At 60.3% G+C, this 12,943-nt stretch carries 10 protein-coding genes; all 10 read right to left on the reverse strand.

Annotated features, from left to right (window positions below; all coding sequences use genetic code 11):
• Window positions 1-30: 30 nt before the first annotated feature.
• A complete protein-coding gene (locus J4E63_RS30400; protein ID WP_060740355.1) occupies window positions 31-1,596 on the reverse strand; it encodes a SpoVR family protein in 1,566 nt (521 codons plus the stop codon).
• The gene (locus J4E63_RS30405; RefSeq protein WP_003206179.1) at window positions 1,593-2,864 is read right to left on the reverse strand and encodes a YeaH/YhbH family protein; all 1,272 of its coding nucleotides are present in this window, start codon (window positions 2,862-2,864) and stop codon (window positions 1,593-1,595) included. The genes J4E63_RS30400 and J4E63_RS30405 overlap by 4 nt, the downstream gene beginning before the upstream one ends.
• Before the next feature lie 113 nt (window positions 2,865-2,977).
• Window positions 2,978-4,900 carry a PrkA family serine protein kinase gene (locus J4E63_RS30410; protein WP_053125937.1) on the reverse strand — a complete coding sequence of 641 codons (1,923 nt, stop codon included), beginning with the start codon at window positions 4,898-4,900 and terminating at the stop codon, window positions 2,978-2,980.
• Window positions 4,901-5,199: 299 nt separating this feature from the next.
• Complete coding sequence (gene glpE, locus J4E63_RS30415; protein ID WP_207284175.1) at window positions 5,200-5,529, reverse strand: thiosulfate sulfurtransferase GlpE; 330 nt, start codon at window positions 5,527-5,529, stop codon at window positions 5,200-5,202.
• 32 nt (window positions 5,530-5,561) lie between these two features.
• Window positions 5,562-6,437 (reverse strand): symmetrical bis(5'-nucleosyl)-tetraphosphatase, encoded by an 876-nt coding sequence (locus tag J4E63_RS30420; RefSeq protein ID WP_207284176.1) that lies wholly within the window; start codon window positions 6,435-6,437, stop codon window positions 5,562-5,564.
• Complete coding sequence (apaG, locus tag J4E63_RS30425) at window positions 6,437-6,817, reverse strand: Co2+/Mg2+ efflux protein ApaG (protein ID WP_053125932.1); 381 nt, start codon at window positions 6,815-6,817, stop codon at window positions 6,437-6,439. The genes J4E63_RS30420 and apaG overlap by 1 nt, the downstream gene beginning before the upstream one ends.
• A 116-nt stretch (window positions 6,818-6,933) precedes the next feature.
• Window positions 6,934-7,752 (reverse strand): 16S rRNA (adenine(1518)-N(6)/adenine(1519)-N(6))-dimethyltransferase RsmA, encoded by an 819-nt coding sequence (rsmA, locus tag J4E63_RS30430; protein ID WP_092202669.1) that lies wholly within the window; start codon window positions 7,750-7,752, stop codon window positions 6,934-6,936.
• A complete protein-coding gene (pdxA, locus tag J4E63_RS30435; RefSeq protein WP_207284177.1) occupies window positions 7,749-8,738 on the reverse strand; it encodes a 4-hydroxythreonine-4-phosphate dehydrogenase PdxA in 990 nt (329 codons plus the stop codon). The genes rsmA and pdxA overlap by 4 nt, the downstream gene beginning before the upstream one ends.
• Window positions 8,735-10,051 carry a peptidylprolyl isomerase SurA gene (gene surA, locus J4E63_RS30440; protein ID WP_207284178.1) on the reverse strand — a complete coding sequence of 439 codons (1,317 nt, stop codon included), beginning with the start codon at window positions 10,049-10,051 and terminating at the stop codon, window positions 8,735-8,737. The genes pdxA and surA overlap by 4 nt, the downstream gene beginning before the upstream one ends.
• The gene (locus J4E63_RS30445) at window positions 10,032-12,833 is read right to left on the reverse strand and encodes an LPS-assembly protein LptD (RefSeq protein WP_207284179.1); all 2,802 of its coding nucleotides are present in this window, start codon (window positions 12,831-12,833) and stop codon (window positions 10,032-10,034) included. The genes surA and J4E63_RS30445 overlap by 20 nt, the downstream gene beginning before the upstream one ends.
• Window positions 12,834-12,943: the final 110 nt, after the last annotated feature.

Genomic DNA, 12,943 nt, shown 5'->3' on the forward strand with positions numbered 1-12,943 from the left:
TGCGTCGGACGTCCGGAGGCGAAAACGGGATCAAAGATGAATGACGGCCAGGTCCAGGCGGCCATAATCGCCTTCGGCTTGTTCGCCCCTGGGCGGTACATGATGGGTTTTCATCACTTGGTCGCCTTGCAGGGTTTCCAGGTGGATGTCGAAGCCCCAGAGGCGATGCAGGTGCTTGAGCACTTCATCGGTGGAGTCCCCCAGTGGTTTGCGGTTGTGCGCCTGGTGCCGCAGGGTCAGCGAACGGTCTCCGCGGCGGTCGATGCTGTAGATCTGCACGTTGGGCTCGCGATTACCCAGGTTGTACTGCGCCGCCAGGGTTTCGCGGATGATGCGATAGCCGCTCTCATCGTGAATGGCAGGTACCACCAGGTCATCCTTCTGGTCGTCATCCAGGATGCTGAACAGTTTCAGGTCGCGGATCACCTTGGGCGAAAGGTACTGCAGGATGAAGCTTTCGTCCTTGAAGCTGCTCATGGCGAATTTAATGGCGGACAACCAGTCCGAACCGGCGATTTCCGGGAACCAGCGACGATCTTCCTCGGTAGGGTTTTCGCACATGCGCCGAATGTCGCGGTACATGGCGAAACCCAGTGCGTAAGGATTGATGCCGCTGTAGTACGGGCTGTCGAAGCCAGGTTGGAACACCACGCTGGTGTGTGACGTCAGGAACTCCATCATGAAGCCGTCGGTGACCAGGCCTTCGTCGTACAGGTCGTTCATCAGCGTGTAGTGCCAGAACGTGGCCCAGCCTTCGTTCATTACCTGGGTTTGGCGCTGTGGATAGAAATACTGGGCGATCTTGCGCACGATGCGCACGATTTCCCGCTGCCACGGCTCCAGCAGCGGCGCATGTTTTTCAATGAAATAGAGAATGTTCTCCTGGGGCTCGGCAGGGAAGCGGGCATTGTCTTTTTCGTTGTACTTGTCCGCACCCTTGGGGATGGTGCGCCATAGATCGTTGATCTGTTTCTGCAGGTGTTCTTCGCGGTCCTTCTGGCGCCGGCGTTCTTCTTCGGCGGAAATCGGATACGGTCGTTTGTAGCGGTCCACGCCGTAGTTCATCAGGGCATGGCAGGAGTCCAGCAGGTCCTCCACCGCGTCGATACCGTGGCGCTCCTCGCATTGCATGATGTACTGCTTGGCGAACACCAGGTAATCGATGATCGAACTGGCATCGGTCCACGTGCGGAACAGGTAGTTGCCCTTGAAGAAGCTGTTGTGCCCGTAGCAGGCATGCGCCACCACCAGGGCCTGCATGCAGATGGTGTTCTCTTCCATCAGGTAGGCGATGCAGGGGTCGGAATTGATCACGATCTCATAGGCCAGCCCCATCTGACCGCGGCTGTAGGATTTCTCTGTGCTGAGGAAGTGCTTGCCGTAGGACCAGTGGTGATAGCCCAGCGGCATGCCGACCGACGCGTAGGCGTCCATCATTTGCTCGGCGGTGATCACCTCGATCTGGTTCGGGTAGGTGTCGAGGGCATAACGGTCCGCGATACGGCTGATTTCGCGGTCGTAGGCCTTGATCAGCTCGAATGTCCATTCGGAGCCGGTGGAAATGGGCTGGCGTTTCTGCTCTTTTTTGGCGGTCATGTCACTAACCTGCGCTGGAAGAGTTCACGGAAGACCGGGTAGATATCCCCGGCCGAGACCAGTTGCTGTTGGGCAAATGTGTCGGAAAATGCTTCGGCAATCCGTTCGTATTCGTACCACAACGCCTGGTGTTCCCGTGGAGTAATTTCCACATAGGTGTAGTACTGGACGAACGGCATGATCTGGTTGATCAGGATGTCACGGCAGATCGGTGAATCGTCGTTCCAGTTGTCACCGTCCGACGCCTGGGCCGCATAGATATTCCATTCGTTGGCCGGGTAGCGTTCGGCCATGATTTCCTGCATCAGCTTCAGGGCGCTGGAGACAATGGTGCCACCGGTTTCCCTGGAGTAGAAGAACTCCTCCTCGTCCACTTCCCGGGCGCTGGTGTGGTGGCGGATGAACACCACATCGATCTTGTCGTAGTTCCGTTTCAGGAACAGGTACAACAGGATGAAGAAGCGCTTGGCGATGTCCTTGGTGGCCTGGGTCATGGAGCCGGAAACGTCCATCAGGCAAAACATCACCGCCTTGGAGCTGGGGTTGGGCTGTTTCACCAGCAGGTTGTACTTGAGGTCGAACGTATCGAGGAACGGGACGCGGTGGATGCGGGCGCTGAGTTTCTCGATTTCCGCTTCCAGGTCCTGAATGTCGCCGAAATTGTCGGGTTCTTCGCGTTTAAGGCGAGCCAGCTCTTCCTTGGCTTCGCGCAGTTTGGCCCGGCTGCTGCCCGACAGCGCGATGCGTCGGGCGTGGGCCGAACGAAGGGTGCGGATGATGTTGATGCGTGACGGGTTGCCTTCATTGCTGATACCGGCACGCACGGTCTTGAAGGTGTCGGTACCGGTCAGGTTGCGCTTGACCAGGTTCGGCAGCTCCAGGTCCTCGAACATGAACTCCAGGAATTCCTCCTGGGTGATCTGGAAGACAAACTCATCCATGCCTTCGCCGGAATTGCCGGCCTTGCCAGGGCCCTTGCCGCCACCGCCGCCCTGGGGTCGGGGGATGTGCTCGCCACTGGTGAATTCCTTGTTGCCAGGGTGCACGACGGTCTGTTTGCCGCCGCGACCATGGTGAAGCACCGGCTCGTCGATGTCGCGGCCGGGGATGCTGATCTGCTCGCCGTGTTCCATATCGGTAATGGAACGCCGGCTGACCGCCTCTTCGACGGCCTTCTTGATGTGGTCGCGGTAACGCCGCAGAAACCGTTGGCGGTTCACCGTGCTCTTGTTCTTGCCATTAAGGCGTCGGTCGATCACATAGCTCATAGGCCCCTCCAGGGGAGCTTCAAGTCGTAAGCCTCAAGCCGTAAGGGGCGTGGCGTCGAGCCTTGGGCTCGACGCCGCTCCCTTGCAGTTTGTAGCTAGAAGCTTGCCGCTGCTTACTGCGATTTTCGGACCCGCAGGTACCACTCGGAAAGCAGTCGTACCTGTTTGTCGGTGTAGCCACGTTCGACCATACGTGTGACGAAATCGTTGTGTTTTTGCTGGTCCTCCTTGCTGGCCTTGGCGTTGAAGCTGATGACGGGCAGCAGGTCTTCGGTGTTGGAGAACATTTTCTTCTCGATGACCACCCGCAGCTTTTCATAGCTGAGCCAGGTTGGGTTCTTGCCGTTGTTGTTGGCCCGGGCGCGCAGCACGAAGTTGACGATTTCGTTGCGGAAATCCTTCGGATTGCTGATGCCCGCCGGTTTCTCGATTTTTTCCAGTTCCTCGTTGAGGGCCACGCGATTGAGTATTTCGCCGGTTTCCGGGTCGCGATATTCCTGGTCCTGGATCCAGAAGTCTGCGTACAGCACGTAGCGGTCGAAGATGTTCTGGCCGTATTCGCTGTAGGACTCCAGGTACGCCGTCTGGATTTCCTTGCCGATGAACTCGATGTAGCGTGGCGCCAGGTATTCCTTGAGGAAGCGCAGGTAACGCTCGCGGGTTTCGGCCTGGAACTGTTCCTGTTCGATCTGCTGTTCCAGCACATACAGCAGGTGAACCGGGTTGGCGGCAATTTCGTGGGGGTCGAAGTTGAAGACCTTGGACAGGATCTTGAACGCGAAGCGTGTGGACAGCCCGTTCATCCCTTCATCGACGCCGGCGTTGTCGCGGTACTCCTGGATCGACTTGGCCTTCGGATCGGTGTCCTTGAGGTTTTCACCGTCGTACACACGCATCTTCGAATAGATGTTGGAGTTTTCCGGCTCCTTGAGACGCGACAGCACCGTGAACTGGGCCAGCATCTTCAGGGTGTCGGGGGCGCAATGAGCCTTGGACAGCGAGCTGTTGAACAGCAGCTTGTCGTAGATCTTCACTTCGTCGGTCACTCGCAGGCAGTACGGCACCTTGACGATATAGATCCGGTCGATGAAGGCTTCGTTGTTCTTGTTGTTGCGGAAGGTATGCCATTCCGATTCGTTGGAGTGCGCCAGCAGGATGCCGGTGAACGGAATGGCCCCCAGGCCCTCGGTGCTGTTGTAGTTGCCTTCCTGGGTGGCGGTCAGCAGCGGGTGCAGCACCTTGATAGGTGCCTTGAACATTTCGACGAATTCCATCAAGCCCTGGTTGGCCCGGCACAGCGCACCCGAATAACTGTAGGCGTCGGCGTCGTTCTGTGGGAATTCTTCCAGTTTGCGGATATCGACCTTGCCCACCAGGGCGGAGATGTCCTGGTTGTTTTCGTCCCCCGGCTCGGTCTTGGCTACCGCGATCTGGTTGAGGATCGAGGGGTAGAGCTTGACCACCCGGAACTGGCTGATATCACCGCCGAACTCGGCCAGGCGCTTGGTCGCCCATGGCGACATGATGGTGTTGAGGTAGCGGCGTGGGATACCGAAGTCTTCCTCGAGGATCGCGCCGTCCTCTGTTGCATTGAACAGCCCCAGGGGTGATTCGAACACCGGCGAGCCCTTGATGGCATAGAAGGGCACTTTTTCAATCAGTTGCTTGAGTTTTTCGGCCAGGGACGATTTACCGCCACCTACGGGGCCGAGCAGATAAAGGATTTGTTTCTTCTCTTCCAGGCCTTGGGCGGCATGGCGGAAATAGGACACGATCTGTTCGATGCATTCTTCCATCCCGTGGAAGTCCGCAAAGGCCGGATAGCGGCGTATCACCTTGTTGGAGAAGATGCGCGAGAGCCTCGAGTTGGTCGAGGTATCCAGCAGCTCCGGTTCTCCGATGGCCAGCAACAGACGCTCCGCAGCCGACACATAGGCACTGCGGTCCTGCTTGCAGAGTTCGAGGTATTCCTGCAGCGAGTATTCCTCTTGCCGCGTGGACTCGAAACGTTGCTGGAAGTGGCTAAAAATGCTCATGACGTCACCTCGCTCGATACGTGGAGCCGGTGTCGGATCAATCAGTCGATGCTGGACAGCCGCTGGGAACCCAGTTGCCGTTTACCCCCCAGAATGCTTTCAAGAATGCAGGCTCCTGAAAGCTGACTCCCGATGACCCGCGCGCCGGTGTACCGGCTCTCCCCTGTTTTGGATGGCCTGAGGCTAAGGATAGTTCGGAATCACGGAGGTAAAGGTGGAATACGTAATTAGTTGTGGCTGACCGTTCGTCTGCCATCGCTCAAGCCCACGGTTCACGCGGGCTTGGCCGGCATAAAAAATTATTCGGCGGCGCCTTGCGCTGTTTCTGCAGGGTACGTCGCGCGCCACAACTCAAAACCACCGTCCAGGCTGTAGACGTCGCTGAAGCCCTGGCTGATCAGATAGGCGGCTGCGCTCTGGCTGGAGTTGCCGTGATAGCAGACCACGACGGTCGGCGCATCGAGGTCGGCGGCACGGATGAAGTCGGCGATGGAATGGTTATCCAGATGCTTGGCGCCACTGATATGCAGAGCCGCAAACGTCGCTGGGTCGCGAACGTCGACGACGACCGCGCCTTGCTCGCGCAGGGCCTGGGCCTGTTCCGGGGGGATGCGTTTGAATTCGGTCATGAGGGACTCCTGTAGCTTGAGCGCAACGCCGGTCAAACGGCGGTGCCGGCCGGCAATGGTGCAGTGGTCGGGTGATGGATTCTGGCGTGGCCCTGTTCGTCGCAATCACAACGCAATTGCTCGCCCGTGTCGACGTTCATCAGCGTCATGGCGCTGCCCCACACGCAGCCGGTATCGAGGGCGAAGACGCCGGGTTCGTCGCATTGACCTCCCAGTGCCGCCCAGTGCCCGAAAATGATTTTCAGGTGACGGGTCTTGCGCTCGCTGTGCTTGAACCAGGGGGCGTAGCCGGGTGGTGCGGTCTCGATGCCTTCCTTGCCCTTGAGGTCGAGCTTGCCGTCACGGGTGCAGAAGCGCATGCGCGTGAAATAATTGGTGATGACGCGAAGGCGGGCGCTGCCGGTGAGGTCGTTGTCCCACTTGACCGGCTCGTTGCCGTACATGCCATCCAGGTAGGGTGCGAACAGATTGTCGTCGCGCAGGGCCTGTTCCACCTCGCCGGCGCACTTGAGCGCCTTGCTCAGGGACCACTGGGGCGGGATGCCGGCATGGACCAGCGCCAGGTTGCGTTGCTCGTCGTAGTGCATGAGCTTTTGCTGGCGCAGCCACTCCAGCAGTTCAACGCAATCGGGGGCGTCGAGGATTTCACTCAAGGTGTCGGATTTTTTCAGGCGCTCGATGTTCTGCCAGGCGGCCAACAGGTGCAGGTCGTGGTTGCCGAGCACGCACACCAGCGACTGGCGGATGCCGTAGAGAAAACGCAACGTCTCAAGGGATTGCGGGCCACGGTTGACCAGGTCACCCACCAGCCACAGCGTGTCTTTCCGGGGATCGAAGGCGACGCGCTCCAATAGGCATTTGAGCGGATCGAGGCAGCCTTGCAGGTCGCCGACCGCATACGTGGCCATTAGTGCAGCGCTCCGGGCACGGCCAGGCGAAAGGGCTTGATGACGGCGTCGAAGCGTGTGCCGTCCTCGGCCAGCATCTGGTAGGTACCCTGCATGGTGCCGACCTTGGTGGTCATCACGGTCCCGCTGCTGTAGCTGTGGCTTTTACCGGCGTCGATCAACGGCTGCTGGCCGACAACGCCTTCACCGCGCACCTCTTCGACATGGCCGTCGCCATCGGTGATGACCCAGTGCCGCGACAACAGCCTGGCCGGCAAGGAGCCGTTGTTGCGCACGGTAATGCTGTAGGCGAAGGCGAAGCGGTCATGCTCGGGTTGCGACTGTTCTGCCAGAAAACGGGTGGTGACGCTGACGTCGACCTGGTAACGAGGATCAGACATGCAAATAAGGCCTTAAAAACGAAGCGGGACGCGGGCGCGACTCAGGAGATCAGTCTAGGCCAAGTATCGGGTAGTAGACCAGACTGGCGTACTGCCCGATAGCGCTTGTCGCCCGTTCAGTTGGCGTCGGCTTGCGGGGCGACCTGTTCGCTGAGCTTGTCGGCCAGGCGTACGAAAGCCGCCAGGTCCAGCTGCTCGGGGCGCAGGCTGCCGTCGACGCCGGCGGCTTCGATTTCGGCGCTGCTGAGCAACAGTTTCAAGGTGTTGCGCAAGGTTTTGCGGCGTTGGTTGAACGCTTCGCGCACCACCCGTTCCAGCAGGCGATGATCCTTGGCCGGGTGCGGCAGGACGGCATGAGGTACCAGGCGGACGATGGCCGAATCGACTTTCGGCGGCGGGTTGAATGCACCCGGACCGACGTTGAACAGGTGTTCGACCCGGCAATGGTACTGGACCATGATCGACAGGCGGCCCCAATCGCCACCGCCAGGGCCGGCGGCGAGGCGCTCGACCACTTCTTTCTGCAGCATGAAGTGCATGTCGCGGATCAGGCTGGCGTTGCTCAGCAGGTGGAAGATCAGTGGTGTGGAGATGTTGTACGGCAGGTTTCCCACCACCCGCAGGCTGTTCGGCGCGGCATTCAGGCTATTGAAGTCGAACTTCAGCGCGTCGCCCTGGTGCAGGTTGAAATTGCTCTTGCCGGCGAACTGCTGGTTGAGGATCGGGACCAGGTCCTTGTCCAGTTCCACCACGTCCAGTTGCGCGCCGCTGTCGAGCAGGCCCTCGGTCAGGGCACCCTGGCCTGGCCCGATTTCCAGCAGGCGGTCGTCGGGCTTGGCCCGGATGGAGCGCAGGATGCGATCGATCACGCCGGCGTCATGCAGGAAGTTCTGGCCGAAGCGCTTGCGCGCGCGGTGTTGGTATTGCTCGGTCATAAATGGGTCTCGGCCATCTGGTAGGCGGTTTCCAGGGCGACTTGCAGGCTGCCGGTATCGATCTTGCCGCTGCCGGCCAGGTCCAGGGCGGTGCCATGGTCCACGGAGGTACGGATGATCGGCAGCCCCAACGTCACGTTGACTGCCGCGCCGAAGCCTTTGTACTTCAGCACGGGCAGGCCCTGGTCGTGGTACATCGCCAGCACCGCATCGCAGTGCTCCAGATATTTGGGGGTAAACAGAGTGTCGGCAGGCAGCGGGCCACGCAGGTCCATGCCCTCGCTGCGCAAGCGCTCCAAAGTGGGTTCGATGATGTCGATTTCTTCACGGCCCAGGTGCCCGCCTTCGCCGGCATGGGGATTGAGCCCGCAGACCAGGATGCGTGGCCGGGCGATGCCGAATTTTTCCTGGAGGTCGGCGTGCAGGATGCGGGTGACCCGCTCCAGGCGTTCCGGGGTGATGGCGTCGGCGATGTCCCGCAAGGGCAGGTGAGTGGTCACCAGGGCCACACGCAGGCCGCGGGTGGCGAGCATCATCACCACTTGCGCGGTGTGGGTCAGGTCCGCCAGGAATTCGGTATGTCCGGAAAAGGCAATCCCGGATTCGTTGATCACGCCCTTGTGTACCGGCGCGGTGATCATGCCGGCAAACGCCCCGTCCAGGCAGCCTTGGCCGGCGCGGGTCAGGGTTTGCAGGACGAACGCGGCGTTGGCCTTGTCCAGCTGCCCGGTGACGACCGGGGCGCCCAAGGGCGTATCCCAGACATACAGGCTGTTGGCGGGCGCCGGGGCATCCGGCCAGGCCTGCGGCGTTACCGGCAACAGGTCGACGACCACCCCCAGTTGCGCGGCCCGTTCAAGGAGCAGGTCGCGATTGGTGATGGCAATCAGAGGATGCGGCTGGGGGTGCGAGGCGAGCAGCAGGCACAGGTCGGGACCTATGCCGGCTGGTTCGCCGGGTGTCAACGCGAAACGCTTGGGTTTCACTGCGCTGCCTGGTCTGCACCAGGAAGTTTGATCTCAACGTAGGCTTCGTCGCGAATCTGACGCAGCCAGGTTTGCAGCTCTTCGTCATATTTGCGGTTGCGCAATACGGTCATCGCCTGCTGTTCGCGTGCCTGGGTGGTGCTGTCGGTGGCGCGACGGCCAAGGACTTCCAGTACGTGCCAGCCGTACGGGCTCTTGAACGGCTTGGACAGTTGGCCTTGCGGCGTATCGGCCATGACCTGGCGGAACTCGGGAACCAGTGCATTCGGGTCAACCCAGTTCAGATCGCCGCCGTTGAGGGCCGACCCCGGGTCTTCGGAGAAACTCTTCGCCAGTTCGGCGAAGTCCTCGCCCGCTTCGATGCGGTCGTAGAGTTTTTCCGCCAGGCGCTTGGTCTCGGCTTCGCTGCGAATCTCGCTTGGCTTGATCAGGATGTGGCGAACATGTACTTCGTCACGAACCTGGGTTCCGCCACCGCGCTTTTCCAGCACTTTCAGGATAATGAAGCCGCCTGGGGTACGTGCTGGCTGGGTGATGTCGCCCACGGCCATGGCGCTCAGTTCACGGTCGAACGGAGGCGGCAGTTGAGCGGGCTTGCGCCAGCCCATGTCGCCGCCTTCCAGGGCGTTGTCGCTGCCCGACTTGGCGATGGCCATCTGGCTGAAATCAGCGCCTTGCTTGAGCTGCTGGTAGACATCCATTGCCTGGCGATAAGCGCTCTGGATGGCTTCGGAGTTGGCGCTTTCCGGGGTAGGAATCAGGATGTTCGCCAGGTGCAGTTCTTCGGAAAGCTGCATCTTGCCCAGGTCGGAGGCGAGGAAATTCTTCACTTCCTGCTCCGACACCTGGATGCGTTCGGCGACACGGCGCTGGCGCACACGGCTGATGACCATTTCGCGACGGATCTGATCGCGGGCGTCCTCGTAGGAGAGGCCGTCGCGAGCCAGGGCGGCGCGGAACTGGTCGATGCTCATGTTATTGCGCTGGGCAATGGTGCCGACAGCCTGGTTCAGCTCTTCATCGGTAATGCGAATACCGGAACGCTCGCCGATCTGCAGTTGCAGGTTTTCGACGATCAGGCGCTCGAGCACTTGCTGGTCCAGTACGCCCGGTGGCGGCAGGCCACCGCCGCGCTTGGCGATGGTTTGCTGCACTTCATGGACGCGCTGGTCCAGTTGGCTCTGCATGACCACGTCGTTGTCGACGATGGCCACGACCTTGTCGATGGACTGTACCGCGGCGTTGGCCGCGGTACCCAGGAACAGCGCGCCCAGCATCAGCGGGCGCAGACAATCAGAAAGCTTGTTCTTCACGTTCACGATAACCTTGGATGCCTTTGTCGAGGAAGCTCTCTACCTTGGCGCCGGTGAGGCCGCCGAGTCCCTTCAGGACAATTTGGAGGAAGATGCCGTGGTCGCCTTTTTCGTTTTCCGGGGCGGCTTGACTGAATTCTTCATAGTCGACCCAGTAGCGGTTGATCAGGCGCAATTTCCAGCAGCAGTTGTCGTACTCGAAACCACCAAAGGCTTCCAGGGTGCGGTTGCGGTTGTAGTCATACTGCCAGCGGCTGATGGCGTTCCACTGCGGCACGATCGGCCAGATGACCGAGAAGTCGTGCTGCTTGATCTTGTAGTAGTCCTTCACGTAACCAGGTTGGCCCGGGGTGCCATAGTCGCCGCCGCCCACTTGCCACGTACCCGTGTTCTGGTCGTAACGGACCAGGTCGTTGCGATAGCGATAACCGGCGTTGATGACCTTGTTCGGGTTGTCTTCCGGCTGGTAGTGGAACATCGCACTGCCCGAACGCGGGCTGTGGGTGTCCGGGTCCCAGTTGTAGTCGGCCGTGGTACGCCAGTCGCGGTTCCAGCGGTATTCGTACTCCAGGGCGTATGGTGAAACGCTGGAATGCGCATCTTCACGCGTCTTGTAGTCGATACCCGGGAGTTGGACTTCGCGGTCCTTGAAGTAGAAGGCCTGGCCGACGCTGATGCGCTGGCGTTCGAAGCCATCTTCCTGAATCCAGCGGTTGGTCACGCCCAGGGACAACTTGTTTTCATCGCCGACACGGTCGGAGCCGCTAAAGCGGTTGTCCCGGAACAGCGAGGAATAGTTGAAGGTGCTTTCGCTGGTATCGAAGACAGGAATGTCGCTCTGGTCTTTCTCCGGTACATAGAGGTAGTACAGGCGTGGCTCCAGCGTTTGGCGATAGTTTTTGCCGAACCACTGGGTATCGCGGTCGAAGTACAGGCCGCTGTCAATGCTTGCGATTGGTACGCCACGGCTTTGGCTGCTGCTGTAGGTGCCGTTCAGGCGGTCCTGTTCAGCCGTTTGTGCGGCGACATCGGCTTTGCCCCGGTTATCCAAGTCGAGGTCATACTGCGTGTACTGATACTTGAGCGACGGCTTGATAAAGCCATAGCTCGTACTCATTGGCAGGCTCATGACCGGGGCCAGATTCATCCGGTCGCCGGTGGCACGGGCCAGGCCGCGGACGTTCGTATCAAGGAATGCCTGGGTAGAATCGCCGTTCTCGTTCGTGTAGTTGCCAGTTCTCAAATCACGATCAAACCGCACGAACTCAGTGTTATAGGCGAAATCCAAGCCACCCGGATGCTGCGGCAACGCACCGTTGAAGGTGATCTGTGGCAAGCGGTCATAAGGCGTGATGTTCGAAATCGTGGCCATTTGATAGGCCTGGACGTTCAAGCGCGCCGTATACGTATCGCCGCGATAGCTGACCGCACCCTGCTGGTTCACATAGTCCCTGGACTCGACACCGATCTGGTCGGTCTGCAGGTCCTGGAAGTAGTAAGGGTCGCTGATCTTGGTGTAGTCGACTTCCGTCAGCACGCGGGAATCGAGCCCACCCTTGTGCTGCCAGTTGTACATGTAGCGAGTCTTGCTGTAGTCGGTCTGCTTGGCGCGTTCGTCTTCTTCGTCGTTGAGGTACGCAGCACCGAACTGACCTTCGCTGGACTTGGTCAGGTAGCGGAACTCGCCTTCCATCAACAGGCCGCGCTTGGCCATATAGCGTGGGTACAACGTGGCGTCGTAGTTCGGCGCCAGGTTGAAGTAGTACGGAGTGACCAGCAGGAAGCCGGTGTCGCTGCCGCTGCCGATGGTCGGCGGCAGGAAGCCGGATTGGCGACGGTCGTCGATCGGGAAGTAGATGTACGGCGTGTACAGGACCGGGAAGTCCTTGACCCGCAGCGTCACGTTGGTCGCGGTGCCGAAGCCGGTGGCCGGGTTCAGGGTGATGTTGTTGCCCTTGAGCGTCCAGGCGTTGCTGCCCGGTTCGCACGTGGTGTACGTACCGTCCTTGAGGCGGATGATCGCGTTCTCGGCACGCTTGGCGTACAGCGCGTTACCGCGGATGCGCGATTTGTGCATCACGTATTCGGCGTTGTCGACCTTGGCTTCGCCGGTGTCCAGCTGTACATCGGCGTGGTCGCCGACGATCAGCGCACCGTTGTCGCGAACCCGTACGTTGCCGCTCAGCTCGCCACGGTTCTCGGCCTGGTACAGGCTGGCCTCGTCGGCTTCGACCTGCATGCTGCCCTGGCGCATGACCACATCGCCGGCCAGGGTCGCCACTTGCTGTTCCTGCTCATAGCGGGAAGCCTTGGCGCCGAGGAAAGTCGGGGCATCGCTCTTGGCCGTCTTGTCATTCATGCCGGGACGAGAGGGCTCGATATAGGCGCCCGCGCAGTAAGGACCGGTTTCAGCCAGTTGCGCCGGGGTGAGGTTCTCTCGTGGAACCCAATCCAGGTGGCTGTAGTCTGCACTGCGCGACTTCAGGCCGCGGCCCTTGGCTTCGGTAACGAGCATCGGCTTTTCGCCGGCCTCCTCGCCCGAGCTGCTGTCGGCTGGCGACGCGCCGCTGTCGGAAACCGCACTGCCGTCATGCACGGGGCGCGGCGGCAACGCGGCGGCCGGTGTCTTGGGTGCACAGTCCCAGGCACCCGAAGCGGAGACGGAGCAGTCATACTGCTGCGCCGCGACGACGAATGAAGAGGCCAGGGGTTGCAGGGCCAGCAGACTGCCGGTGACCAGCAACGGAAATTTTTTACGAAACGCGGGGGATTTCAATGCCATCTTATTAGTCCGGGCTTCCTGCGTGCCATCTGCCCGCGGTGTGGGCCGCACGCCTCTCGATGGTCTGAAAAAGATGCTGGATAATAAAGCATGACCCGCTTGACGGCTAG

The organism is Pseudomonas sp. FW300-N2F2 (genome assembly GCF_017351655.1).
Classification (GTDB): domain Bacteria; phylum Pseudomonadota; class Gammaproteobacteria; order Pseudomonadales; family Pseudomonadaceae; genus Aquipseudomonas; species Aquipseudomonas fluorescens_AA.